Origin of the sequence: Pseudomonas cedrina subsp. cedrina, assembly GCF_001983175.1 — a bacterium.
GTDB lineage: Bacteria > Pseudomonadota > Gammaproteobacteria > Pseudomonadales > Pseudomonadaceae > Aquipseudomonas > Aquipseudomonas cedrina.
On record NZ_MNPW01000010.1, the window covers coordinates 226,057 to 252,169 of the forward strand.

Annotated in this window: 23 protein-coding genes; 14 read left to right on the top strand and 9 right to left on the bottom strand. The window is 61.7% G+C overall.

Annotated features, from left to right (window positions below; translation table 11 throughout):
* Nucleotides 1-33 precede the first annotated feature (33 nt).
* The 8 genes from BLL36_RS21400 to BLL36_RS21435 all read right to left on the bottom strand — a co-directional run bounded on the left by BLL36_RS21400 (nt 34) and on the right by BLL36_RS21435 (nt 9,940).
* Nucleotides 34-1,956: a PrkA family serine protein kinase gene (locus BLL36_RS21400; protein ID WP_076953301.1), complete on the bottom strand. Its 1,923-nt coding sequence runs from the start codon at nt 1,954-1,956 to the stop codon at nt 34-36.
* Nucleotides 1,957-2,240: 284 nt separating this feature from the next.
* On the bottom strand, nt 2,241-2,570 hold the full coding sequence (gene glpE / locus BLL36_RS21405) for a thiosulfate sulfurtransferase GlpE (protein WP_076953302.1): 330 nt from the start codon (nt 2,568-2,570) through the stop codon (nt 2,241-2,243).
* Nucleotides 2,571-2,579: 9 nt separating this feature from the next.
* The gene (locus tag BLL36_RS21410) at nt 2,580-3,428 is read right to left on the bottom strand and encodes a symmetrical bis(5'-nucleosyl)-tetraphosphatase (protein WP_076953303.1); all 849 of its coding nucleotides are present in this window, start codon (nt 3,426-3,428) and stop codon (nt 2,580-2,582) included.
* On the bottom strand, nt 3,428-3,808 hold the full coding sequence (gene apaG / locus BLL36_RS21415; protein WP_076953304.1) for a Co2+/Mg2+ efflux protein ApaG: 381 nt from the start codon (nt 3,806-3,808) through the stop codon (nt 3,428-3,430). Before apaG ends, BLL36_RS21410 begins: the two co-directional genes overlap by 1 nt.
* 208 nt (nt 3,809-4,016) lie before the next feature.
* Nucleotides 4,017-4,829 (bottom strand): 16S rRNA (adenine(1518)-N(6)/adenine(1519)-N(6))-dimethyltransferase RsmA, encoded by an 813-nt coding sequence (gene rsmA / locus BLL36_RS21420; protein ID WP_076953305.1) that lies wholly within the window; start codon nt 4,827-4,829, stop codon nt 4,017-4,019.
* Nucleotides 4,826-5,815, bottom strand: a complete 990-nt coding sequence (gene pdxA / locus BLL36_RS21425; protein WP_076953306.1) for a 4-hydroxythreonine-4-phosphate dehydrogenase PdxA — start codon at nt 5,813-5,815, stop codon at nt 4,826-4,828. Before pdxA ends, rsmA begins: the two co-directional genes overlap by 4 nt.
* On the bottom strand, nt 5,812-7,152 hold the full coding sequence (locus BLL36_RS21430) for a peptidylprolyl isomerase (RefSeq protein WP_076953307.1): 1,341 nt from the start codon (nt 7,150-7,152) through the stop codon (nt 5,812-5,814). The genes pdxA and BLL36_RS21430 overlap by 4 nt, the downstream gene beginning before the upstream one ends.
* Entirely contained in the window at nt 7,127-9,940 is a 2,814-nt protein-coding gene (locus tag BLL36_RS21435) for an LPS-assembly protein LptD (RefSeq protein WP_076953309.1), read from the bottom strand. Before BLL36_RS21435 ends, BLL36_RS21430 begins: the two co-directional genes overlap by 26 nt.
* A 130-nt stretch (nt 9,941-10,070) precedes the next feature.
* On the opposite strand from BLL36_RS21435, the gene BLL36_RS21440 reads away from it, so the two are divergent.
* From BLL36_RS21440 to BLL36_RS21450, 3 genes are read left to right on the top strand one after another with little or no spacing between them, the layout of a single operon-like run.
* On the top strand, nt 10,071-11,096 hold the full coding sequence (locus tag BLL36_RS21440; RefSeq protein WP_076953311.1) for an aminoglycoside phosphotransferase family protein: 1,026 nt from the start codon (nt 10,071-10,073) through the stop codon (nt 11,094-11,096).
* Entirely contained in the window at nt 11,093-11,767 is a 675-nt protein-coding gene (gene murU / locus BLL36_RS21445) for an N-acetylmuramate alpha-1-phosphate uridylyltransferase MurU (RefSeq protein WP_076953313.1), read from the top strand. Before BLL36_RS21440 ends, murU begins: the two co-directional genes overlap by 4 nt.
* A 1-nt stretch (nt 11,768) precedes the next feature.
* A complete protein-coding gene (locus BLL36_RS21450) occupies nt 11,769-12,536 on the top strand; it encodes a TerB family tellurite resistance protein (RefSeq protein ID WP_076953315.1) in 768 nt (255 codons plus the stop codon).
* A gap of 145 nt (nt 12,537-12,681) precedes the next feature.
* Here the strand turns inward: BLL36_RS21450 and BLL36_RS21455 are convergent, their stop codons facing one another.
* Entirely contained in the window at nt 12,682-13,656 is a 975-nt protein-coding gene (locus BLL36_RS21455) for an alpha/beta hydrolase family protein (RefSeq protein WP_076953317.1), read from the bottom strand.
* A gap of 77 nt (nt 13,657-13,733) precedes the next feature.
* On the opposite strand from BLL36_RS21455, the gene BLL36_RS21460 reads away from it, so the two are divergent.
* From BLL36_RS21460 to BLL36_RS21510, 11 genes are all read left to right on the top strand, one after another.
* The gene (locus BLL36_RS21460) at nt 13,734-15,728 is read left to right on the top strand and encodes a PAS domain-containing sensor histidine kinase (protein ID WP_076953318.1); all 1,995 of its coding nucleotides are present in this window, start codon (nt 13,734-13,736) and stop codon (nt 15,726-15,728) included.
* Nucleotides 15,729-15,746: 18 nt separating this feature from the next.
* Nucleotides 15,747-16,376, top strand: coding sequence for a response regulator (locus BLL36_RS21465; protein WP_076953320.1), 630 nt, complete (start codon nt 15,747-15,749; stop codon nt 16,374-16,376).
* A 225-nt stretch (nt 16,377-16,601) separates the two neighbouring features.
* Entirely contained in the window at nt 16,602-17,714 is a 1,113-nt protein-coding gene (locus BLL36_RS21470; RefSeq protein ID WP_076953322.1) for an ABC transporter ATP-binding protein, read from the top strand.
* A gap of 44 nt (nt 17,715-17,758) precedes the next feature.
* Entirely contained in the window at nt 17,759-18,799 is a 1,041-nt protein-coding gene (locus BLL36_RS21475; protein WP_076953324.1) for an ABC transporter substrate-binding protein, read from the top strand.
* 164 nt (nt 18,800-18,963) lie between these two features.
* Nucleotides 18,964-20,190 (top strand): ABC transporter permease, encoded by a 1,227-nt coding sequence (locus tag BLL36_RS21480; protein ID WP_076953326.1) that lies wholly within the window; start codon nt 18,964-18,966, stop codon nt 20,188-20,190.
* Nucleotides 20,191-20,202: 12 nt separating this feature from the next.
* Nucleotides 20,203-21,027 carry an ABC transporter permease gene (locus tag BLL36_RS21485; protein WP_076953328.1) on the top strand — a complete coding sequence of 275 codons (825 nt, stop codon included), beginning with the start codon at nt 20,203-20,205 and terminating at the stop codon, nt 21,025-21,027.
* A 200-nt stretch (nt 21,028-21,227) separates the two neighbouring features.
* The gene (locus tag BLL36_RS21490) at nt 21,228-22,376 is read left to right on the top strand and encodes an iron-containing alcohol dehydrogenase (protein WP_076953330.1); all 1,149 of its coding nucleotides are present in this window, start codon (nt 21,228-21,230) and stop codon (nt 22,374-22,376) included.
* Between the two features lie 84 nt (nt 22,377-22,460).
* Entirely contained in the window at nt 22,461-23,135 is a 675-nt protein-coding gene (rpe, locus tag BLL36_RS21495; protein WP_024077703.1) for a ribulose-phosphate 3-epimerase, read from the top strand.
* Nucleotides 23,132-23,950 (top strand): phosphoglycolate phosphatase, encoded by an 819-nt coding sequence (locus BLL36_RS21500; protein ID WP_076953332.1) that lies wholly within the window; start codon nt 23,132-23,134, stop codon nt 23,948-23,950. Before rpe ends, BLL36_RS21500 begins: the two co-directional genes overlap by 4 nt.
* 72 nt (nt 23,951-24,022) lie before the next feature.
* Nucleotides 24,023-25,504 (top strand): anthranilate synthase component I, encoded by a 1,482-nt coding sequence (gene trpE, locus BLL36_RS21505; protein WP_076953334.1) that lies wholly within the window; start codon nt 24,023-24,025, stop codon nt 25,502-25,504.
* A 10-nt stretch (nt 25,505-25,514) separates the two neighbouring features.
* Entirely contained in the window at nt 25,515-26,108 is a 594-nt protein-coding gene (locus BLL36_RS21510; protein WP_076953335.1) for an aminodeoxychorismate/anthranilate synthase component II, read from the top strand.
* Nucleotides 26,109-26,113 lie beyond the last annotated feature (5 nt).

The window sequence follows — 26,113 nt, forward strand, 5'->3', positions numbered from 1 at the left end:
CCATTGGCCCGGCAGCGTATGCCTGTCGCTGCCTTACTGCGATTTACGAACCCGCAGATACCACTCGGAGAGCAGCCGAACCTGTTTGTCGGTATAGCCGCGCTCGACCATTCGTGTGACGAAGTCGTTGTGCTTTTGCTGGTCCTCCTTGCTGGCCTTGGCATTGAAGCTGATGACCGGCAGCAGATCCTCGGTGTTGGAGAACATTTTCTTCTCGATAACCACCCGCAGCTTCTCGTAGCTGAGCCAGGTCGGGTTCTTGCCGTTGTTGTTCGCTCGTGCGCGCAGCACGAAGTTGACGATTTCGTTGCGGAAATCCTTCGGGTTGCTGATGCCGGCCGGTTTCTCGATTTTTTCCAGTTCCTCGTTGAGGGCCACGCGGTTGAGGATCTCGCCGGTTTCCGGGTCGCGGTATTCCTGGTCCTGGATCCAGAAGTCGGCGTACAGCACGTAGCGGTCGAAGATGTTCTGGCCGTACTCGCTGTAGGATTCCAGGTACGCGGTCTGGATTTCCTTGCCGATGAAATCGATGTAGCGCGGGGCCAGGTACTCCTTGAGGAAGCGCAGGTAGCGTTCGCGGGTTTCCGCCTGGAATTGCTCCTGTTCGATCTGCTGTTCCAGCACATAGAGCAGGTGCACGGGGTTGGCGGCGATCTCGTGAGGGTCGAAGTTGAAGACCTTGGACAGGATCTTGAACGCAAAGCGCGTCGACAGGCCGTTCATACCCTCATCCACGCCGGCGGTGTCGCGGTATTCCTGGATCGACTTGGCCTTGGGGTCGGTGTCCTTGAGGTTTTCGCCGTCGTACACGCGCATCTTCGAATAGATATTCGAGTTCTCCGGCTCCTTGAGGCGCGACAGTACGGTGAACTGAGCAAGCATTTTCAAGGTGTCGGGCGCGCAATGGGCCTTGGCCAGGGAGCTGTTGAACAGCAGCTTGTCGTAGATCTTGATTTCATCGCTGACCCGCAGGCAGTACGGCACCTTGACGATGTAGATGCGGTCGATGAAGGCTTCGTTGTTCTTGTTGTTGCGGAAGGTGTGCCATTCCGATTCGTTGGAGTGCGCCAGCAGGATCCCGGTGAACGGAATCGCGCCCAGGCCTTCGGTACTGTTGTAGTTGCCTTCCTGGGTGGCGGTGAGCAGTGGATGCAGCACCTTGATCGGCGCCTTGAACATCTCCACGAATTCCATCAGGCCCTGGTTGGCCCGGCACAGCGCACCCGAGTAGCTGTAGGCATCGGCGTCGTTCTGCGGGAATTCCTCGAGTTTGCGAATATCGACCTTGCCCACCAGCGCCGAGATGTCCTGGTTGTTCTCGTCGCCCGGTTCGGTCTTGGCCACGCCGATCTGGTTGAGGATGGATGGGTAGAGTTTCACCACGCGGAACTGGCTGATGTCACCGCCGAACTCGGCCAGGCGCTTGGTGGCCCAGGGCGACATGATGGTGTTGAGGTAGCGCCGCGGAATGCCGAAGTCTTCTTCGAGAATCGCGCCATCTTCCGTGGCGTTGAACAGGCCCAGGGGCGACTCGAACACCGGCGAGCCCTTGATCGCGTAGAAGGGCACCTTTTCGATCAGTTGCTTGAGTTTTTCGGCCAGGGACGACTTGCCGCCGCCGACGGGGCCGAGCAGGTAAAGGATCTGTTTCTTCTCTTCCAGGCCTTGGGCGGCATGGCGGAAGTAGGAGACGATCTGGTCAATGCATTCCTCCATCCCATGGAAGTCTTCAAAGGCCGGATAGCGACGGATCACTTTGTTGGAAAATATCCGCGACAGGCGCGAATTGTTCGAGGTGTCTACCAGCTCCGGCTCGCCAATCGCCAATAGCAGGCGTTCGGCGGCAGACGCGTAGGTGCTGCGGTCCTGCTTGCATAGCTCAAGGTACTCTTGAAGCGTGAGTTCCTCCTGCTGTGTGGACGCGAAGCGTTGTTGGAAGTGGCTAAAGATACTCATGACGTCGTCACCTCGCTCGATACGTGGAGCCGACGCCGGGTCAATCAGTCGATGCTGGCAGACATTGACGCACGCCAATGGCTGTTTTCCCCCCAAACACCCTGAAACGCTACCGATGACCCGCGCGCCGGTGTACCGGCTCTCCCCTGATTCGGATGGCCTGCGCTTAAGGATAGTTCGGAATCGGAGAGGTCAAGGCGCGATGCGCAATTAGTTTGGCCGCGCCGTTCGTCAGAATCGGCGCGAGCCCAAGCGTCACGCGGGGTAGCGGGGTGTGAAAAAAATTATTGCGAATTGTCGGAAGAAATTTCCGCAGGATAGGTCGTACGCCACAGCTCAAAGCCACCGTCCAGGCTATAGACGTCAGAGAAGCCCTGGCTGATCAGATAAGCCGCAGCGCTTTGGCTGGAATTACCGTGATAGCACGCCACGATCACTGGCGCATCGAGGTCGGCGGCGCGGATGAAGTCGGCAATGTTGACGTTGTCCAGATGCCGGGCGCCGGTGATATGGGCCGCTGCGTATGTCGGCTGGTCGCGGATGTCGACCACCACGGCGCCTTGCTCGCGCAGTGCCTGGGCTTGTTCTGGGGGGATACGTTTGAATTCGCTCATGGCGGGCTCCTAGGGCTTGGCGGCCGGCAGTGTCACAGAAAGAGGAGGTTCGCACCGGCAGCTCAGGCGCTCGCCGGTGTCGATGTTCATCAGGGTCATGGCGCCGCCCCACACGCAGCCGGTGTCGAGGGCGAACACGCCGGGCTCATCGCATTTGCCTTCCAGGGCCGCCCAGTGGCCGAAGATGATCTTCGTGTCACGGGCCTTGCGCTCCTTGTGGGCAAACCACGGTTTGTAGCCGGGCAGCGCGGTGTCGGTGCCTTCCTTGCTCTTGAGGTCCAGCTTGCCCTCGGCGGTGCAGAAGCGCATGCGCGTGAAATAATTGGTGATTACCCGCAGGCGCGTGACACCGGTGAGGTCGTTGTCCCACTTCACCGGCTCGTTGCCGTACATGCCGTCGAGGTAGGCGGTGTACAGGTTGTCATCGGCCAGTGCGCTTTCGACTTCGGCGGCGCACTTGAGGGCTTTCTTCAGGGTCCACTGGGGCGGGATGCCAGCATGGACCAGGGCCATATTGCGGCCTTCGTCGTAATGCATGATTTTTTGCCGGCGCAGCCAGTCGAGCAACTCGGCGCGATCCGGTGCTTCAAGGATTTCGCGCAGGGTATCGCCTTTTTTCAGGCGTTCGATGTTATTGCCGGCCGCCAGCAGATGCAGGTCGTGGTTACCCAGGACGCAGACCAGGGCGTCACGCATGCCATATAGATAGCGCAGCGTCTCCAGGGATTCGGGACCACGATTGACCAAGTCACCGACCAACCACAAGCGATCGTTCGCCGGGTCGAAGGCGACCTGTTCAAGCAGGCACTTGAGAGGCGCCAGGCAACCCTGCAGGTCACCGACCGCGTACGTCGCCATCAGTGCAAGGCTCCGGGTACCGCGAGGCGGAAAGGCTTGATCGTTGCGTCGAACAAATGGCCATCGGTGGCTTTCATCTGATACGAGCCCTGCATGGTGCCGACCTTGGAGGTCATTACAGTGCCGCTGCTGTAAGTATGGCTTGCGCCGCTGTCGATCAGCGGTTGTTGGCCTACCACGCCTGCGCCGCGCACTTCTTCGACCTGACCGTCGCCGTCAGTGATGACCCAGTGGCGTGACAATAGCTTGGCCGGCACCAGCCCGTTGTTTTTCACCGTGATGGTGTAGGCAAAGGCGAAGCGGTTCAGTTCAGGTTGCGATTGGTCCGCCAGGAAGCGGGTGACGACGCTGACGTCGATCTGGTAGCGAGGATCGGACATGCAAGAGGCCTTAAAAGCAAAAGCGGAGGACAGCAGATGCGGATCAGTCTAGGCCAAGAGGAGGGCACTAGGCCAGACATGCTGGCTCGTGGCGCGGAGAATGTGGGAGCGGGCTTGCTCGCGAATGCGGTGTGTCAGTCACAGATGTTTTAACTGAACCACCGTATTCGCGAGCAAGCCCGCTCCCACATTTGAGTTGCGTTGAGCCTTACTCCGATGTCGGGGCTGGCTGGATGGCGAGCTGGTCGGCCAGCCGCACAAATGCGGCCAGGTCCAGTTGCTCGGGGCGCAGGCTGCCGTCGACGCCGGCGGCTTCGATCTCGGCGTTGCTCAGCAGCGCCTTGAGCGTGTTGCGCAAGGTTTTGCGGCGTTGGTTGAAGGCTTCACGCACCACACGTTCGAGCAGTTTGTGATCCTTGGCCGGGTGAGGCAGCACGGCGTGAGGCACCAGGCGCACGATAGCCGAGTCGACCTTCGGCGGCGGGTTGAACGCGCCAGGCCCGACGTTGAACAGGTGTTCGACGCGGCAGTGGTACTGGACCATGATCGACAGACGGCCCCAATCACCGCCACCTGGGCCGGCAGCCAGGCGTTCCACCACTTCCTTTTGCAGCATGAAGTGCATATCGCGGATGATCCCGGCGTTGTTCAGCAGGTGGAAAATCAGCGGGGTGGAAATGTTGTACGGCAGGTTACCCACCACCCGCAGGCTGCTAGGCGCTGCGTTGAGGCTGTTGAAGTCGAACTTCAGTGCATCGCCCTGGTGCAGGTTGAAGTTGGGCTTGTCAGCGAATTGCTGGTTGAGGATCGGGATCAGGTCCTTGTCCAGCTCCACCACGTCCAACTGGCCGCCACTGGCCAGCAGGCCTTGGGTCAGGGCGCCCTGGCCCGGGCCGATTTCCAGCAGGCGGTCGGAAGATTTGGCATGGATGGAGCGCAGGATGCGGTCGATCACGCCAGCGTCGTGCAGGAAGTTTTGCCCGAAGCGCTTGCGCGCCCGGTGTTGGTAATGCTCAGTCATATACGGGTCTCGGCCATCTGATAGGCGGTTTCCAGGGCCACGTGCAGGCTGCCGGTGTCGATCTTGCCGCTGCCCGCCAGGTCCAGGGCGGTGCCATGGTCGACGGAGGTGCGGATAATCGGCAGGCCCAGTGTCACGTTGACTGCGGCGCCGAAGCCTTTGTATTTAAGCACCGGCAGCCCCTGGTCATGGTACATCGCCAGCACTGCGTCGCAGTGCTCCAGATATTTGGGGGTAAACAGAGTGTCCGCAGGCAATGGGCCGCGCAGGTCCATGCCTTCTTGGCGCAGACGCTCCAGAGTTGGTTCGATGATGTCGATTTCTTCACGGCCCAGGTGTCCGCCTTCACCGGCATGGGGGTTAAGCCCACAGACCAGGATGCGCGGTTGGGCGATGCCGAATTTGTGTTGCAGGTCGGCGTAGAGGATGCGTGTCACGCGCTCTACACGTTCAGCGGTAATGGCCTCGGCAACGTCGCGCAGTGGCAGGTGCGTGGTCACCAATGCAACCCGCAGGCCGCGCGTGGCCAGCATCATGACGACTTGAGCGGTGTTGGTCAGCTCGGCGAGGAATTCGGTATGGCCGGAAAAGGCGATGCCGGATTCATTGATCACGCCCTTGTGCACGGGCGCGGTGATCATGCCGGCGAAGTCGCCATCGATGCAGCCTTGCCCTGCGCGAGTCAGGGTTTGCAGCACGAACGCCGCGTTGGCCTTGTCCAGTCGCCCGGCCACCACCTTGGCCTGCAGCGGGGTGTGCCACACATACAGGCTGCCGGCGGGGGCGGGCAGGTCGGGCCAGCCGCCTGGCGCCACGTCCAGCAGATTGACCGCCACACCCAGCTGCGCGGCCCGCTCAAGGAGCAGGTCGCGGCTGGTAATGGCGATCAGGGGGTGTGGCTGGGCTTGCGAGGCGAGCAGCAGGCACAGGTCTGGACCAATGCCGGCCGGCTCGCCGGGTGTCACCGCGAAACGCTGTGGTTTCACTGAACGGCCTGGTCGGTGCCTGTTTGCTCGGCGCCTGGCAGCTTGTTCTCAACGTAGGCTTCGTCGCGGATCTGACGCAGCCAGGTCTGCAACTCTTCATCGTATTTGCGGTTACGCAGGACGTTCAGCGCTTGTTGCTCGCGGGCCTGGTTGGTGTTGTCGGTGGCACGACGGCCAAGGACTTCCAGCACATGCCAGCCATATTGAGTCTTGAATGGCTTGGACAATACACCTTGCGGGGTCTCGGCCATCACCTGCTGGAACTCCGGCACCAGCGCTTTCGGATCGATCCAGTTCAGGTCGCCGCCGTTGAGGGCCGAACCCGGGTCTTCCGAGAAGCTCTTGGCCAGGGTGGCGAAGTCTTCACCGCTTTCGATGCGGTCATAGATCTTCTGGGCCAATTCCTTGGTTTGGGCTTCGGTGCGGATTTCGCTTGGTTTGACCAGGATGTGACGAACATGCACTTCGTCTTTCAGCGAGGTCTCGCCACCACGACGTTCCAGCAGCTTCAAGATGATGAAACCACCTGGCGTACGTGCTGGCTGGGTGATGCCACCGACTTCCATGGCGCTCAGTTCGCGGTCGAACGGCGGCGGCAATTGAGCGGCTTTACGCCAGCCCATGTCACCGCCTTCGAGGGCGTTGTCGCTACCGGACTGGGCAATGGCCATCTGGGCGAAGTCGGCACCGGCCTTCAGGCGGTCATAGATAGCCTGGGTCTTGGCCGCGGCGGCATTGAGCTGCTCGGAGTTGGCGCTGTCCGGTGTCGGGATCAGGATGTTGGCCAGGTGCAGCTCTTCGGAAAGCTGCATCTTGCCCAGGTCCGACGCCAGGAAGTTCTTCACTTCCTGCTCGGACACCTGCACCCGCTCGGCCACACGGCGCTGGCGCACACGGCTGATGATCATCTCGCGGCGGATCTGGTCACGGGCGTCCTCATAGGACAACCCATCGTGAGCCAGGGCGGCGCGGAACTGGTCAATGCTCATGTTGTTGCGCTGGGCAATGGTGCCGACAGCCTGGTTCAGCTCTTCGTCCGAAATACGGATGCCGGAGCGATCACCGATCTGCAGTTGCAGGTTCTCGACGATCAGGCGTTCCAGTACCTGTTGGTCCAGGACGCTGGTCGGTGGCACGCCACCGCCACGCTTGGCGATGGTTTGCTGGACTTCCTTGACACGTTGGTCCAGTTGGCTCTGCATGATCACGTCGTTGTCGACGATGGCCACGACCTTATCCAGCTGTTGAACCGCGGCGTGCGCCGATGCGGTGCCCAGGAACAGCGCGCCCAGTACAAGCGGGCGCAGACAATCAGAAAGCTTGGTTTTCACGTTCACGATAACCTTCAATGCCTTTGTCTAGGAAGCTCTCTACCTTGGCGCCGGTCAGGCCGCCGAGTCCTTTGAGGACGATCTGCAGGAAGAGCCCGTGGTCACCCTTTTCGTTAAGCGGGGCGATCTGGCTGTATTCGTCGTTGGAAACCCAGTAACGGTTGATGACGCGCAGTTTCCAGCAGCAGTTGTCGTACTCGAAACCACCGAAGGCTTCCAGGGTACGGTTGCGAGCGTAGTCATACTGCCAGCGGGTGATCAGGTTCCACTGAGGAATGATCGGCCACATCATCGAGAAGTCGTGTTGTTGGATTTTGTAGTAATCCTTCACGTAGTTCGCGTCGCCGGGCTGGCCGTAGTCACCACCGAACTGCCATTTGCCGGTCAGCTGGTTGTAGACGACCTGGTCGTTACGATAGCGATAACCGACGTTGATGATCTTGTTCGGGTTGTCTTCCGGCTGGTAGTGAAGCATCGCGCTGCCGGAACGAGGGCTGTGTTCCTCGGTGTCCCAGTTGTAGTCGGCAGTGGCGCGCCAGTCACGGTTGAAGCGGAACTCGTAGTCCAGGGCGACGGGCGAAACGTCGGACTGTGCGTCGGCACGGTCGGCGGCCAGGACGCCCGGCAGTTGAACTTCACGATCCTTGAAGTACAGCGCCTGGCCGATGGCCACGCGTTGACGCTCGAAGCCGTTTTCTTCGATCCAGCGGCTGGTCAAGCCCAGGGACAGCTTGTTCTCGTCACCGATACGGTCAGAGCCGCTGAAGCGGTTGTCACGGAACAACGAGGAGTAACTGAACGAATACTCGCTGGTGTCAAAGACCGGGATATCCGCCTGGTCCTTGTTCGGCACGTACAGGTAGAACGCACGCGGTTCAAGGGTCTGGCGATAGTCTTTGCCGAACCAGTTGGTATTGCGATCGAAGTACAGGCCGCTATCGACGCTGGCCACCGGAACCGCGCGGTCCTGGGAGCTCTTGAACGTGCCGCCTGCGTACTGCGTGCCGTTAGCCACAGAAGCAGCCTGGTCGGCAACGATCTGATTCTTGCCGATGTTGTCCAGGTCCAGGTCGTACTTGGTGTAAACGTACTTGAGCTTCGGGGTGATGAAGCCGTAGGTCCAGTTCATCGGGTACTCGACGGCTGGGGCTACGTTCAGGCGTGTACCGTTTGCACGGGTCAGGCCACGGACGTAGGTGTCCAGGCGGGCCTCGGTTTCACCGTTTTCATTGGTGAAGTTGCCGTTTTCCAGGTCACGATCAAAGCGCACGGCTTCGGTCTCGTAGCTGAAGTTCAAGCCACCCGGATGGTACGGCAGCTGCCCATTGAAAGTGATCTGCGGCAGACGGTCATACGGCGTGATCTGGGAAATCGTCGCCAGCTGGTAGGCCTGCAGGTTCAAGCGAGCCTGGAAGGTGTCGCCGCGATACGTCACGGAACCTTGCTGGTTGATGTAGTCGCGGCTCTCGACGCCTTCCTGGTTGGACTTGAGGTCCTGGAAGAAGTAAGGATCGCTGATCGTGGTGTAGTCGACCTGGGTCATTACACGCGAATCGAGCCCGCCTTTGTGTTGCCAATTGAGCATGTAGCGGGTTTTTTCGTAATCGGTCTGCTTCTTCCGCTCGTCGTTGTCGTCGTTCAGGTACGCGCCGCCGAACTGGCCTTCGCTGGACTTGGTGAGGTAGCGGAACTCGCCTTCCATCATCATGCCGCGCTTGGTCATGTATTGCGGGTACAACGTGGCGTCATAGTTCGGCGCCAGGTTGAAGTAGTACGGCGTAACCAGGGTGAAGCCGGTTTCGCTGCCGCTGCTGAAGCTCGGTGGCAGGAAGCCGGACTGACGACGGTCGTCGATCGGGAAATAGATGTAAGGGGTGTACAGGATCGGGATGTTCTTGATCCGCAACGTCGCGTTGGTGGCCGTACCGAAACCGGTGGCCGGGTTCAACGTGATGTTGTTGCCCTTGAGCTGCCAGGCGTTGCTGTCCGGCTCGCAGGTGGTGTACGTACCGTCCTTGAGACGGATGATCGCGTTTTCGGCACGCTTGGCATACAGCGCGTTACCGCGGATACGCGACTTGTGCATCACGTATTCAGCGTTGTCGATCTGGGCGGCGCCAGTGTCCAGCTGCACTTCGGCGTGATCGCCCACGATCAGTGCGCCGTTGTCGCGCAGACGGACTTTGCCGTTCAGCTCGCCACGGTTCTCGGCCTGATACAGGCTGGCTTCTTCGGATTCGAGCTGCATGCTGCCCTGGCGCATGACCACGTCACCGGCCAGGGTCGCGATTTGCGATTCCTGCTCGTAACGCGAAGCCTTGGCGCCGATGAAGGTGGGCGCATCGCTCTTGTTCGTCTTGTCGTTCATGCCAGGACGAATCGGCTCGATGTACGCACCACCGCAGTACGGGCCGGTTTCGGCCAACTGCGCGGCGGTCAGCTTGTCGCGCGGTACCCAGTCTAGGTGGCTGTAGTCGGCGCTGCGCGAGCGCAGGCCACGGCCCTTGGAGTCGGTGACCAATGCGGTCTGCGGCACGGCCTCGGCTTTGCCGCCCGCATCGGCTTGCGCCGTGCTGCTGGCGGAGCTGATGGCTGCGCCATCATGCACCGGGCGTGGTGGCAACGGGGCTGCGGCGGTTTTCGGCGCGCAATCCCAGGCACCCGAAGCAGAGACTGAGCAGTCATACTGTTCCGCGGCGACCACGAATGAGGTGGCGAAGGGTTGCAAGGCCAGCAGACTGCCGGTTACCAGCAACGGAAATTTTCTACGAAACGCGGGGGATTTCAATGCCATCTTATTAGTCCGGGCTTCCTGCGTGCCATCTGCCCGCGGTTTGGGCCGCACGCCTCTCGATGGTCTGAAAAAGATGCGTGATAATAAAGCATGCCCCGCTTGACGGCTAGCGCCGTCGGAGACCCTTGTAATGCCCGAGCAAGATCTACGTTTACAACAGCTGGAAGTCTGGCTGGATGAGCAGTTGCCGATTCTTTTCAACGCTCAGGATTGGGGCTCCGTACCCCCGGCTACATTGACCGCGGCCAGCAGCGACGCGAGTTTCAGGCGCTATTTCCGTTGGGAAGGCGGTGGCCGGACACTCGTCGTGATGGACGCTCCACCCCCCCAGGAAAACTGCAAACCTTTCGTCGATATCGCCCATTTGCTGGCGAGGTCAGGCATAAATGTGCCAAAAATTTATGCAGAAGATTTGCCGCGAGGCTTTCTTTTGCTCAATGACCTGGGCAGAAAAACCTACCTGGACGTCATTGACGAGCAAAACGCCGATCAATTGTTTGCCGATGCCATCGACGCCTTGCTGGCTTTTCAGCAGCTCCCGATGGACACGCCATTGCCCAGCTATGACGTCGCCTTACTGCGTCGCGAGCTCGAATTGTTTCCGGAGTGGTACGTTCGCCGGCACTTGGGTGTCGAGCTGGATGCGCAGCAACAAGCGATTTGGCAGCGTGCCAGCGATGTTTTGATCGACAGCGCCCTGGCGCAGCCCAAAGTGCTGGTGCACCGCGACTACATGCCGCGCAACCTGATGATCAGCGAGCGCAACCCAGGCGTGCTGGATTTCCAGGATGCGGTCTACGGACCGGTCACCTACGACATCACCTGCCTGTTCAAGGACGCCTTCCTCAGTTGGCCCAAAGCGCGCGTGCACCAATGGCAGCGTGGTTACTGGGAACGCGCAAGGCAAGCCGGCATTCCCGTGCAGGCGGATTTCGACGACTTCCTGCGCGCCAGTGACCTCATGGGCGTGCAGCGTCACCTCAAGGTGATCGGTATCTTCGCGCGCATTTGCCACCGCGACGGCAAACCACGCTACCTGGCTGACGTGCCGCGCTTCTTTGCCTATATAGAAGCGGTGCTGGCCGACCGTGCGGAGTTGCGCGAGCTGGGCGAACTGCTGGCCAGCCTGCGTCAACCCGTCGAGGCAAGCGTATGAAGGCGATGATCCTGGCGGCCGGCAAAGGCGAGCGCATGCGCCCGCTTACCCTGCACACGCCCAAGCCGCTGGTGCAGGCCGGCGGCAAGCGCCTGATCGAGTATCACCTGGAGGCGCTGGCCAAGGCCGGTTTCACCGATATCGTGATCAACCATGCCTGGCTCGGCCAGCAGATCGAAGGCTACCTGGGCGATGGCGCGCAGTTTGGCGTGCGCATCCGCTACTCCCCCGAAGGTGAACCGCTGGAAACCGGTGGGGGGATTTTCCAGGCGCTGGCGTTGCTGGGTGATGAACCCTTTCTGGTCGTCAATGGGGATATCTGGACCGACTACGATTTCACCCGGCTCAAGCAACCACTCAAGGGCCTGGCTCATCTGGTGATGGTCGATAACCCGGCGCATCACCCCTCGGGGGGCGATTTCTACCTGGATCACGGTTTGCTTCATGATGCGGCGGCCGGTGCCGATAACCTGACCTTCAGTGGCATTTCAGTGCTCGACCCCAAGCTGTTTGCGGGTTGCAGTGCCGGTGCCTTCAAGCTGGCACCGCTGTTGCGGGAGGCCATGGCCAAAGGTCTGGTAACGGGGGAACACATGGCGGGACGCTGGATCGATGTCGGCACGCTGGAGCGCCTGGCGCAAGTCGAAACCCTGCTGGCAGCGGGGCAGTAACATGCTGTGGCCAGGGACGCTGATCGGCGCCGGGGCTGGCTTTGCCATAGCCAGTATTCCGGGGGCTTTGTTGGGTGCATTGCTGGGGCAGGCACTGGACCGCCGCCTGCAATTGCAAAGTTGGGCGCAGTTGCGCGAGCGCCTCGGCGGGCGCCCGGCGTTGCGCAATGATGAACTGCTGTTTGTGCTACTGGGGCGCCTGGCCAAGAGCAATGGGCGAGTGGTCGATGGACATATCCAGCAGGCGCGCCAGGAAATGCGCTCGCTGGACATGACCGACTCGGCCCAGCGCCGCGCGATTGCCGCCTTCAATCGCGGCAAGTCCGGCTCCGATCGGGTGCGCAGCTACCTGCGTGTGCTCAAGGCTCAGCCCCACGCGGCGGAAGGCGTGTTGCGCGCATGCTGGCGCATGGTCTGGGCGGACGGCAGGGCCGATGACGCCGAGCGTGACCTCATTGACTTATGGGGTAAATGGCTGGGGTGGACGCCGCAACAACTGCAGGCGTTGGCTGCCGACTACACGCCGGAGCGCAAGCCGCTGGTCAATCGCAGCGTTACCTATCAGGACGCGTTGCGCCTGCTGGGCGTGACGGCCACCACCGAACCGGCGGCTATCAAGCGCGCCTATCGTCGCCTGCTCAGCCGGCATCATCCGGACAAGATCGCCGGCACCGGCGCCAGCCCCGCGCAAGTGCGGGATGCCACCGAGCGCACGCGCGAATTGCATAATGCCTATACGCTGATTCGCGAGCGGCGGGATTTTCGCTAGCTATCACTCTCTTTGGCTGATCACCTGATTCCTGTGGGAGCTGGCTTGCCTGCGATAGCGGTGGGTCAGCAAACCCTATGTTGCTGAAAGTGCGCTATCGCAGGCAAGCCAGCTCCCACATTTGGATCGGGTTACCACTCCAGAGTCAGTCGGCATTGGCCTGCGGACTCAGCCACCCGCGAACCCTGCGATACAACTGCTCCTGCTCCGCAGCGCTGTTGCCGGGCACGGTCTTCAACGACACTTGCTTGTAACCGTCATTCTTCAAGCGCTTGGCCGCCTGAGCGCGGGCCAGGGCACTTTTGCGTGTTTGCGCATCGTCCTGATAGTAGACATCAGCGGTCGGCACCTTCAGGCCCGGTGCCAGTTGCTGTACGTCCGGTTGGCGCGCGGCGGGCGTCTTTGCCGCGACCATGACGAACTTCTGCACCTGGGACGGCTGCTTCTCGCTCAAATAGCGCGCCGCCCACCAGGCGCCGGTGCCGTGTCCGAGCAGCACCACACTGCGCGCGCTCTGGGTCTGGGCGAACGCGACCGCAGCGTCGATGCGGGCAAAGATGCGCGACGCGTCGGTCTTGTCCTGCTCGTCGGCGCCAGGCACCACCGCCGGGTCAGTCCCTTCGGCCTCGGCGCTGGCGGCCTGCTCGATGGGTTTGTCGGCGGTGCTGGCTTCCTTGCTGCTGGTGTCGACCGTGGCCTTGGGCGCTTCCATCACGCGCGGCGGCAGGGTATCCACGCTTACATCCGGCAACGACAGGCTGAGGCTGCCCCAATTGGCATCCGGCAATTTATGCCGCAACGGGCTGATTGTTTGCGGCCAGTCAGCCGTCTCGCCAGCGCCTGGCACGATAATCACCACGCCTTCGGGCTCGGCGCTGTTGGCTGGCTTCCAGAGGGCGAGGAATGAATCGCTGCCGGCCTGCAATTGTTGCTGTTCCTGCTGCGGGATTGTGCGTTCCAAGGCACTGGCTTCTTCCTGGCTGCGCTCGGGCAAAGGTTGGCGCTCGACAGGTTTTTCGGCTTCAGGTGCGGGTGCGTCAGCAGCCCGTACAGAAAAGGCACTGGTAAAAAGCAGCGACAGGCACAATGCTGGCAGTGCTGAACGGTGGAGAAAGGGCATCGTTAATTCCCGGCCAGAAGTGATTCCAGCAGCCTAATGGGTTGGTCAGTATTTGTCAGTGATGTGAGACGTGGATCATGGGTTTTCGCTGTCTGCTGGTTATCGGCTGTTTGTGCCTTGCCTTGATGGCAAATGCCGCCCCCGCGCCCGCCGCGCCCCAGGCGCAGCTCAATGCGCAGCAACGCGATTGGCTGGCCCGGCACCCCGAGCTTCGGGTGGGCCTGGTATTGCAGGCGCCCTACGCGCAGTACGATCGGCGTTTGCAGCGCCTGTCCGGGGCCAATGTCGAGTTGATGCAAGGGTTGGCCAAGGCGCTGAGCATCGAGCTGATCTGGCGCAACTTCCCCAATCAGGAACAACTGGAAGCTGCCGTGCGCGAGGGCGAGGTGGATATCGCCCCCGGCCTGCAACAGACCCCGGCCAGCCTGCGCCTGTGGTCGTTCACCGACCCTTACATGCGCGTGCCGCAGCTTATCGTCGGTACCCGCGAGGGCGGCGGCGCCGTGGAGCTGGATAAGCTCGATGAGCAATCGCGCGTCGCTGTGCGCATGCCCAGCGCCGTGGCCGATTACCTGCGCAGCACCTATCCCGGTCTCAACCTGCAAGGTGTGCCGATGGAGCGTCAGGCCCTGCAATTGCTGGTGAGCCAGCAGGCGCGGTACGCCGTGGTGGATGAAGCGCAATTGAGCCGTTTGTCTGGCGAAGCTGAATTTGCCGGGCTGGCGGTGGTGGGTGATGTCGGCCTGCCGCAATTGCTTCGGGTGGCGACGCGGCGCGAATGGCCGGAACTGGCCGGCATCATGGAAAGTGCCTTGCGCGCCATCCCGGCCCGCGATCTGGACCAACTGCACAACCGCTGGTTGCAGCCCAAATACCCGCACCTGACGCAATCCCCTGGCCTGTGGCAAAACCTCAGCCTGTTGCTTGGCCTTTTGCTGCTGGCCTGCCTGGCCGTCGTGTTCTGGCAGCGCCGCCAGCAGCGGGTGCTGGAGCACGGCCTGCTGGCCGCGCGTGAAGAAAGCGCGGCCCGCGCCGCCGGTGCCGAAGCGCTGCGGTTGACGCAGTTTTCCATCGACCAAAGCACTGTCGGCATCCTCTGGGTCAACTGGGACAGCCATGTGCGCTACGCCAATCGTGCGGCTGAAAGCATGCTTGGCTACGCGCCCGGTGCGCTGATCGAGCGGCCCTTGGTCGACCTTGACCCAAGCCTGGACATGGACCGTTGGCTCAACCTGTGGAAACGCGCACGGGCCAGTGAAGACGGCCCGCAGAACTTCGCCACTGATTGTCGGCGCGCCGATGGCAGTATCCTGCCGACCAATGTGTCCTTGAGCTTCCTGCGCTTTGCCGAGGCCGAATACCTGGTGGTCTACCTCAATGACGTAACGGAGTTGCGCCGCACCCTGGCGGCCTTGCTGCAAAGTGAGGCGCAACTGCGCGAACTGTCCGCCCACCTGGAAACTGTGCGCGAAGAAGAAAAGGCGCGCATCGCCCGTGAGGTGCACGACGAACTGGGGCAGATGCTCACGGTGCTCAAGCTTGAGACCTCGATGTGCGAGCTGGCCTATGCGCAGCTCGATCCCGGCTTGCATGAGCGCTTGAACAGCATGAAGCGCTTGATCGCCCAGCTTTTCCAATTGGTGCGGGACGTGGCGACAGCGCTGCGCCCGCCAATTCTTGACGCCGGAATCGCCTCGGCCATTGAGTGGCAGGCCCGGCGCTTCGAAGCGCGCACGCACATTCCGTGCCTGGTGCAGGTTCCGGATAACCTGCCGGCCTTGAGCGATGCCAAGGCCATTGGCCTGTTCCGGATTCTGCAGGAGGCGCTGACCAATGTGATGCGTCATGCCCAGGCGCATACTGTGGAACTGACCCTTGCCGTGGAGGGCACGAACCTGCGGCTGACCATCAGCGACGATGGCGCAGGGTTTGTGCCGGCCCAGGGCCGTCCGGTGTCGTTCGGCCTGGTGGGCATGCGCGAGCGGGTGTTGATCATGGGCGGGCAGTTGAGCCTGGACAGCGAGTTGGGGGAGGGCACCACCCTGAGTGTCACGGTGCCATTGGATGCATAACACCAAGAGGAAGTCCCTGTGATCCGCGTACTGGTAGCCGAAGACCACACCATCGTTCGTGAAGGCATCAAGCAATTGATCGGCCTGGCCAAAGACCTGTTGGTGGTCGGCGAGGCAAGCAATGGCGAACAACTGCTGGAGACCTTGCGCCACGTGCCCTGCGAAGTGGTGTTGCTGGATATCTCGATGCCCGGGGTCAACGGCCTTGAAGCCATTGCGCGAATTCGTGCCTTGAGCCATCCGCCGGCGATCCTGGTGCTGTCGATGCACGACGAAGCGCAAATGGCGGCCCGCGCCTTGAAGGTCGGCGCCGCCGGTTACGCCACCAAGGACAGCGATCCGGCGCTGTTGCTGACGGCGATTCGCAAGGTCGCGGCGGGCGGGCGCTATATCGACCCTGACCTGGCCGACCGGATGGTCTTCGAAGTCGGCTTAACCGATGCCCGGCCGTTGCATTCATTGCTCTCGGAGCGCGAGTTCTCGGTGTTCGAGCGTCTGGCCCAAGGCGCCAATGTCAACGATATCGCCCAGCAACTGGCGCTGAGCAGCAAGACCATCAGCACCCACAAGGCGCGGCTGATGCAAAAGCTGCATATCACTTCCCTGGCTGAACTGGTGAAGTACGCCATGGAGCACAAACTTCTCTAGCGACATACCTGATAACGACACACCAGAATCACTGCCGCGCCCATTCCTGCCGCTTGCAGCTCGCTGCTTGTGGCTGCCCTGTTCCATCCCCGCCATCCGTGTAGGGCGATCCCTACCCCGAACCTTCCATCCGGCTGATGCCATTCTCTCCTGGCCCCCGATTTCCGGGGGCTCCGGCGTGGACTACGCTTGTGCCACAGCAGTCCAAAACACAAAGGTGCGGGTATGAGCGAGGTGGATTCAAATGATGTGCTGGTCAGCTTTCGTGGCGTGCAAAAGAGCTACGACGGCGAGAACCTGATCGTCAAAGACCTCAACCTGGAGATTCGCAAGGGCGAGTTCCTGACCCTGCTCGGACCTTCCGGTTCGGGCAAGACCACCAGCCTGATGATGCTCGCCGGCTTCGAGACGCCAACCGCCGGGGAAATCCAGCTGGCCGGGCGCTCGATCAACAACGTGCCGCCGCATAAACGCGACATCGGCATGGTGTTCCAGAACTACGCATTGTTTCCGCACATGACCGTCGCCGAGAACCTGGCGTTCCCGCTCTCGGTACGCGGTTTGAGCAAGACCGATATCAGCGAGCGGGTCAAACGCGTGCTGAGCATGGTGCAGCTCGACGCCTTCGCCCAGCGCTACCCGGCGCAACTCTCCGGCGGCCAGCAACAGCGTGTGGCCCTGGCACGGGCGTTGGTGTTCGAACCGCAGTTGGTACTGATGGACGAGCCCCTCGGCGCCCTCGACAAGCAACTGCGCGAGCACATGCAGATGGAGATCAAGCACCTGCACCAGCGCCTCGGCGTGACGGTGGTGTACGTGACCCACGACCAGGGCGAAGCGCTGACCATGTCCGACCGCGTGGCGGTGTTCCACCAGGGCGAGATTCAGCAGATCGCCGCACCGCGCACTTTGTACGAAGAGCCGAAAAACACCTTTGTCGCCAACTTTATCGGCGAGAACAACCGCCTCAATGGCCGCCTGCACAGCCACACCGGCGAGCGCTGCGTGGTGGAGTTGGCGCGCGGCGAGAAGGTCGAGGCGCTGGCGGTGAACGTCGGCCAGGTCGGCGGCCCGGTGACCCTGTCGGTGCGCCCGGAACGCGTCAGCCTGAATGGTTCGAGCGAAGCGTGCGTCAACCGGTTTTCGGGGCGTGTGGCGGAGTTCATCTACCTGGGCGACCACGTGCGCGTACGCCTGGAAGTCTGCGGCAAGGCCGATTTTTTTGTGAAACAACCGATTGCCGAGCTGGATCCAGCCCTGGCGGTCGGCGACGTGGTACCGATTGGCTGGCAAGTCGAGCACGTTCGCGCACTCGACCCACTTCTAGAGGCGAATTGATCGCCCCCCTGGCTTCACCAACCCTGCACGTGGAGAGCACAACAATGTTGAGATCCCTTAAGTATTCAGCGCTGGCGCTTGGCTTGATCGGTGCGGCCCAGGCCATGGCCGGCCCGGACCTGACGGTCGTGTCCTTTGGCGGCGCGAACAAGGCGGCCCAGGTCAAGGCTTTCTATGCACCCTGGGAAAGCGCGGGCAACGGCAAGATCGTCGCCGGCGAGTACAACGGTGAAATGGCCAAGGTGAAAGCCATGGTCGACACCAAGAGCGTGTCCTGGGACCTGGTGGAAGTGGAGTCGCCGGAACTGTCCCGTGGCTGTGACGAAGACATGTTCGAGCCGTTGGACCCGAAACTGTTCGGCAACAGCGCCGACTATGTGAAGGGCGCGATCCAGCCATGCGGCGTGGGTTTCTTCGTATGGTCGACCGTGCTGGCCTACAACGCCGACAAACTCACCAGCGCGCCGACCAGTTGGGCGGATTTCTGGGACACCAAGAAATTCCCGGGCAAGCGTGGCCTGCGTAAAGGCGCCAAGTACACCCTGGAATTCGCTTTGATGGCCGACGGCGTAGCGCCGAAGGACGTCTACAAAGTGCTGGCCGGCAAGGATGGCCAGGACCGTGCGTTCAAGAAACTCGACGAACTCAAACCGTCGATCCAGTGGTGGGAAGCCGGTGCACAGCCGCCGCAGTACCTCGCCTCGGGTGACGTGGTGATGAGCTCGGCCTACAACGGCCGCATCGCCGCCGTGCAGAAAGAAAGCAACCTGAAAGTGGTGTGGAACGGCGGTATCTACGATTTTGACGCCTGGGCCATTCCCAAGGGCCTGGCCAAGGACCGTGCTGAAGCGGCGAAGAAGTTCATTGCCTTCTCGGTGCAGCCGCAGCAGCAGAAGACCTACTCGGAAAACATCGCCTACGGCCCGGCCAACACCCAAGCCGTGCCGCTGCTGGCCAAGGACATCCTCAAGGACATGCCGACCACCCCGGAAAACATCGCCAACCAGGTGCAGATCGACGTGAGCTTCTGGGCGGATAACGGTGAGCAGTTGGAGCAGCGCTTCAACTCTTGGGCGGCCAAGTAACAGCGCATAACCCTCTGGCGAAACCGGCTCATGTGGGAGCTGGCTTGCCTGCGATGCAGACACCTCGGTGTAGTTGATGCACCGAGTCGATGCCATCGCAGGCAAGCCAGCTCCCAAAGGGACCGTGCCCATCAGAGACTCAACGTATATTTGCGGAGCTTGCCATGGCCATCGCCATTCCCACCCTCAAACAGCGCCTGGCGCGTGCCGAACGGCTTAACCGCTGGAAGGCCCAGGCCTTGATCGCGCCGCTGGTGCTGTTTTTGCTGCTGGTGTTCCTGGTGCCGATCGTTGCGCTGCTGTTCAAGAGTGTCGGCAACCCGGAGGTGGTGGCCGGTTTGCCGCGTACCGTCGTGGCCGTAACGGCCTGGGATGGTCGCGGCTTGCCGGGCGAGCCGGTGTACCAGGCACTCACCGAAGACTTGGGCGAAGCGCGCAAAAACCAGACGCTGGGTGATCTGTCCAAGCGCTTGAACATGGAACTGGCCGGCTATCGCAGCCTGTTGACCAAAACCGCGCGGGCGCTGCCATTCAGTGAAGTGCCCGCCTCCTATAAAGAAGCGCTGGAAAACCTCGACGAACGCTGGGGCGACCCGGCGTACTGGCAGGCGATCCGGCGCAACACCAGCAGCGTGACACCGTTCTACCTGCTGGCGGCCGTCGATCACCGCATCGACGACCTCGGCGAGGTCGCACCGGCCACGCCGGACCAGGCGATTTACCTGGACATCTTCGCCCGCACCTTTTGGATGGGCTTGGTGATCACGGCGATCTGCCTGCTGCTGGCCTATCCCCTGGCGTACCTGCTGGCCAACCTGCCGGCGCGTAAAAGCAACTTGCTGATGATCCTGGTGTTGCTGCCGTTCTGGACGTCGATCCTGGTACGGGTGGCGGCGTGGATCGTGTTGCTGCAGTCCGGTGGGCTGATCAACAGCGCGCTGATGGGCTTAGGGCTGATCGATACACCGCTGGAACTGGTGTTCAACCGCACCGGGGTCTACATCTCCATGGTGCACATCCTGTTGCCGTTCATGATTCTGCCGATCTACAGCGTGATGAAGGGCATCTCGCCCACTTACATGCGCGCGGCGATTTCCCTGGGCTGTCATCCGTTCGCCAGTTTCTGGCGCGTGTACTTCCCGCAGACCTACGCCGGCGTGGGCGCCGGTTGCCTGTTGGTGTTCATCCTGGCGATTGGTTACTACATCACCCCGGCATTGCTGGGCAGCCCGAACGACCAGATGGTCAGTTACTTCGTGGCGTTCTACACCAATACCAGCATCAACTGGGGCATGGCAACGGCGTTGGGCGGCTTGCTGCTGCTGGCCACCGTGGTGCTGTACCTGATCTACAACCGGCTGGTAGGCGCCAGTCGCCTGCGCCTGAGCTAAGGAGACCTAGCGATGCTGAGCCCTTATATGTCGCCCGTTGAGCGGGTGTGGTTCTACAGCTTGCGGATCCTCTGCGGCTTGATCCTGCTGTTTTTGATTCTGCCGGTGCTGGTGATCATCCCGCTGTCGTTCAACAGCGGCAGTTTCCTGGTGTACCCGCTGCAAGGCTTCTCGCTGCACTGGTACCAGGACTTCTTCGCCTCCGCCGAATGGATGCGTGCACTCAAGAACAGCATCATCGTCGCGCCGGCCGCCACGCTGCTGGCCATGGTGTTCGGCACGCTGGCGGCCATCGGCCTGACACGCGGCGATTTCCCCGGCAAGGCGTTGGTAATGGCGCTGGTGATATCACCGATGGTAGTGCCGGTGGTGATCATCGGCGTGGCCAGTTACCTGTTCTTTGCGCCGCTGGGCCTGGGCAACAGCTTCTTCTCGCTGATCGTGGTGCACGCGGTGCTGGGTGTGCCGTTTGTGATCATCACCGTGTCGGCGACCTTGCAGGGGTTCAACCACAATCTGGTGCGGGCGGCGGCCAGTCTCGGTGCTTCGCCGCTGACCGCGTTTCGCCGGGTGACCTTGCCGTTGATCGCGCCGGGGGTGATCTCCGGGGCGCTGTTTGCCTTTGCCACCTCGTTCGATGAAGTGGTGGTGACGCTGTTCCTCGCCGGCCCCGAGCAAGCCACCTTGCCGCGCCAGATGTTCAGCGGCATCCGCGAAAACCTCAGCCCAACGATTGCCGCGGCGGCGACTTTGCTGATTGCCTTCTCGGTGCTGCTGTTGCTGACCCTGGAATGGTTGCGCGGGCGTAGCGAGAAACTGCGTACTGCGCAGGTTTAAAGGTCGGACTCGGTTAACTGTGGGAGCTGGCTTGCCTGCGATGGCGATGTGCAATTCACCGCCGCCATCGCAGGCAAGCCAGCTCCCACATTGACCGTGCCCGCTTTGAACCACTTGACCATTCAGCCGCTGAATGGCAGACAACCCATCTGCATCAGCTACTCTTGTGCCAGCCCATCTATCAATAAGAGGCCGCGCACATGAGTACTTCCTCATTCAAGATCGCCCACAAACTGCTGACCGGCGAAGGTGCCATCGAGCAATTGGCCTTTGAGCTCACGCGCCTGGATGTGGATAACCCGCTGATTGTCACCGACGCAGCGCTGGTCAAGTCCGGCACGGTGGCGCTGGCGCTTGAACACCTGGGCGAACGCCCCTATGAAATCTTCGACCGCGTGCTGCCCGACCCGGAGATCGCCATCGTCGAAGACTGCATGCGCGTTTACCGCGAGGGCGGGCACGACGGCCTGATCGGCCTGGGCGGCGGCAGTGCCATCGACATCGCCAAAAGCGTGGCCGCCTATGCCGGCTACCACGGCGCCCTGGCGGACTTGTTCGGCGTCGACCAGGTGCCGCGCAAGGGCCCGCCGCTGATCGCCATCCCCACCACAGCCGGCACCGGTTCGGAAGTGACCAACGTGGCGATTCTCTCCGACAAGGCCGCGCAGCTGAAAAAAGGCATCGTCAGCGATTTCCTGCTGCCGGATGTGGCGCTGATCAGCCCGCAAATGACCCTGACCTGCCCGCGTAGCGTCACCGCCGCCAGTGGCGTGGATGCGCTGGTGCATGCCATCGAGTCGTACCTGTCGCTGAACGCTTCGCCGATCACCGACGCCCTGGCTATTGGTGCGATCAAGCTGATCGCCAATGCACTGCCCAAGGCCTACGCCAACCCGGCCAACCTGCAAGCCCGCGACGATATGGCCACCGCCAGCCTGATGGCGGGCATGGCCTTCGGTAACGCTGGGGTCGGCGCGGTGCATGCGTTGGCGTACCCGCTGGGTGGACGGTTCAACATCGCCCATGGCGTAAGTAACGCGCTGTTGCTGCCCTATGTGATGCACTGGAACAAGTTGGCCTGTGTGGAGCGCATGCAGGACATTGCGCAGGCCATGGGTGTGAATGTCAGCGGCTTGAGCCTCAACGATGCCGCCGACCAGGCTGTGGAGGCGATGACGCGGCTGTGTGCGGCCGTCGAAATCCCGGCGGGCCTGCGCAGTTTCGGCGTTCCCGAGGACGCCATTCCCGCCATGGCCATCGAAGCGGCGGGTATCGAGCGGCTGATGCGCAACAATCCGCGCAAGCTCAGCGCGGCCGATATCGAGAAAATCTACCGGGCGGCTTACTAGCCGTTGAGACAGGTCACGGTGCGCGCGGCAAAGCATGAGGTATACAATGCGCGCCATCGTGATTTAGCTCAAAAAAGGTGCGTCATGCAGCCCTTCGTCATTGCTCCATCGATTCTCTCCGCCGATTTTGCCCGCCTGGGTGAGGAAGTGGACAAGGTGTTGGCCGCCGGTGCCGACTTCGTGCACTTCGATGTCATGGACAACCACTACGTGCCCAACCTGACCATCGGCCCGATGGTCTGCGCGGCGCTGCGCAAGTACGGCATTACCGCGCCGATCGACGCGCACCTGATGGTCAGCCCGGTGGACCGCATCATCGGTGACTTCGTTGACGCCGGCGCGACCTACATTACCTTTCACCCGGAAGCCTCGCTGCACGTCGACCGCACCCTGCAACTGATCCGCGAAGGCGGCTGCAAGGCGGGCCTGGTGTTCAACCCGGCCACGCCGCTGGACGTGCTCAAGTACGTGATGGACAAGGTCGACATGGTCCTGCTGATGAGCGTCAACCCAGGTTTCGGCGGGCAGAAGTTCATACCCGGCACCCTCGACAAGCTGCGTGAGGCGCGTGCGCTGATCGACGCCTCGGGCCGTGATATCCGCCTGGAAATCGACGGTGGGGTCAACGTCAACAATATCCGCGAAATCGCAGCCGCTGGCGCCGACACCTTCGTGGCCGGCTCGGCGATCTTCAACGCGCCGGACTACCAGGAAGTCATCGCGAAGATGCGCGCCGAATTGGCGCTGGCGCGTCCATGAGCGGCTTTGAGCAGCTGTTCCCCGGCAAGTTGCCACGGCTGGTGATGTTCGATCTGGACGGTACCTTGATCGACTCGGTGCCTGACCTGGCGGCGGCGGTGGACGAGATGCTGCTCAAGCTGGGGCGCAAGCCGGTCGGAATCGAGTCGGTGCGTGAATGGGTCGGCAACGGTGCGCCGATGCTGGTGCGCCGGGCCTTGGCCAATCATATCGAGGCCGAGGGTGTCGATGAGGTCGAAGCCGAGCACGCCCTGGAGTTGTTCAACGCCGCCTATGAAAACAACCACGAATTGACCGTGGTTTACCCCGGCGTGCGCGACACCCTCAAATGGCTGCACAAGCAGGGCGTGGAAATGGCCTTGATCACCAACAAGCCGGAGCGCTTCGTCGCGCCGCTGTTGGACCAGATGAAAATCGGCCGTTATTTCCGCTGGATCATCGGCGGCGATACCCTGCCGCAGAAAAAACCCGACCCGGCGGCGCTGTTTTTCGTGATGAAAATGGCCAATATCCCGGCCTCGCAGTCGTTGTTCGTCGGCGATTCGCGCAGTGATGTGCAAGCGGCGAAGGCCGCGGGCGTGCAGTGCGTGGCGCTCAGCTACGGCTACAACCATGGGCGGCCGATCGCCGAAGAATCGCCTTCCCTGATCATTGATGACCTGCGGCTGCTAATCCCCGGTTGCTTGGGAGCTGGCGCTGAGATAACGTTGCCCGATATCGATCCGTCCCCTTCTGGAAATCCCATCGTGGTGGTCACTCGCAAACTCTGGATGAAAGTCATCAAGGCCCTGGCCCGCTGGCGTTGGCGCGCCTGACCGATCCTGGCCGCGCTGCGCGGCGCGTTTGCATACCTGACTGTTATAGACCCTCAAGCCACGAGGCATATCATGACCCGCGAAGAATTCCTGCGTTTGGCCGCTGCCGGCTATAACCGCATCCCCCTGGCCTGCGAAACCCTGGCCGACTTCGACACGCCGCTGTCGATCTACCTGAAACTGGCCGACGAACCCAATTCCTACCTGCTCGAATCGGTGCAGGGCGGCGAGAAGTGGGGCCGTTACTCGATCATCGGCCTGCCATGCCGCACGGTGATGCGCGTTCACGATCATCATGTGAGCATCACCCATGATGGCATCGAGATCGAAAGCCATGATGTGGAAGACCCGTTGGCGTTCGTCGAGGCGTTCAAGGCGCGCTACAACGTGCCGACCATTGCTGGTCTGCCGCGTTTCAACGGCGGGCTGGTGGGTTATTTCGGTTATGACTGCGTGCGCTACGTGGAAAAACGCTTGGGCAAATGCCCGAACCCGGATCCATTGGGTGTGCCGGACATTCTGCTGATGGTCTCCGACGCGGTCGTCGTGTTCGACAACCTCGCCGGCAAGATGCACGCGATTGTGCTCGCCGACCCCTCCCAGGCCGACGCGTTCGACAACGGCCTGGCCAGCCTCGAAGCCCTGCTGGACAAACTGCGCCAGCCGATCACCCCGCGTCGCGGCCTGGATCTCAGCCGTCCACCGGCGGCCGACCCGGTGTTCCGTTCCAGCTTTACCCAGGATGACTACGAGCGCGCCGTCGACACCATCAAGGAATATATCCTCGCCGGTGACTGCATGCAGGTGGTGCCGTCGCAACGCATGTCCATCGACTTCAAGGCCGCGCCGATCGACCTGTACCGGGCGCTGCGCTGCTTCAACCCGACGCCGTACATGTATTTCTTCAACTTTGGTGACTTCCACGTGGTGGGCAGCTCGCCGGAAGTGCTGGTGCGCGTCGAAGACAACTTGATCACGGTGCGCCCGATCGCCGGTACTCGTCCGCGTGGCGCGACTGAAGAGGCTGACCTGGCGCTGGAAGAAGACCTGCTGAGCGACGACAAGGAAATCGCCGAACACTTGATGCTCATCGATCTGGGCCGCAACGATACCGGGCGGGTCTCGGAAATCGGTTCGGTGAAGCTCACCGAGAAAATGGTGATCGAGCGCTATTCCAACGTGATGCACATTGTGTCCAACGTCACCGGCGAGCTCAAAGCCGGCTTGACCGCGATGGATGCCCTGCGCGCCATCTTGCCGGCGGGCACTTTGTCGGGCGCGCCGAAGATCCGCGCGATGGAAATTATCGACGAGCTGGAGCCGGTCAAGCGCGGTGTCTACGGCGGCGCCGTGGGGTATTTCGCCTGGAACGGCAACATGGACACGGCCATTGCGATCCGCACGGCCGTGATCAAGGACGGGGAGCTGCACGTGCAGGCCGGCGGCGGGATTGTCGCTGACTCGGTGCCGGCCCTCGAATGGGAAGAAACCCTGAACAAGCGCCGCGCGATGTTCCGCGCCGTTGCGCTGGCTGAACAGACCCCCAATTCCTGAGGTTTCCCCCATGTTGCTGATGATTGATAACTACGACTCCTTTACCTACAACGTGGTGCAGTACCTGGGCGAACTGGGTGCCGAGGTCAAGGTGGTGCGCAACGACGAACTGACCGTGGCCGAGATCGCTGCGCTGAATCCCGAACGCATCGTCGTTTCGCCGGGCCCGTGCACGCCGACCGAGGCGGGTATTTCCCTGGAAGCCATCCAGTATTTCGCCGGCAAGTTGCCGATCCTGGGCGTGTGCCTGGGCCACCAGTCCATCGGCCAGGCCTTTGGCGGTGACGTGGTGCGCGCGCGCCAGGTGATGCATGGCAAGACCAGCCCCGTGTTCCACAAGGACATGGGCGTGTTTCACGGCCTTAACCTGCCGGTGACGGTGACTCGCTACCATTCGCTGGTCGTCAAGCGCGAAACCCTGCCGCAATGCCTGGAACTGACGGCCTGGACCCAGCTGGAAGACGGCTCCGTCGACGAGATCATGGGCCTGCGCCACAAGACACTGAATATCGAAGGGGTGCAGTTTCACCCCGAGTCGATCCTGACCGAGCAGGGCTACGAGCTGTTCGCCAACTTTCTCAAGCAGAGCGGCGGCACGCGCTAAGGACT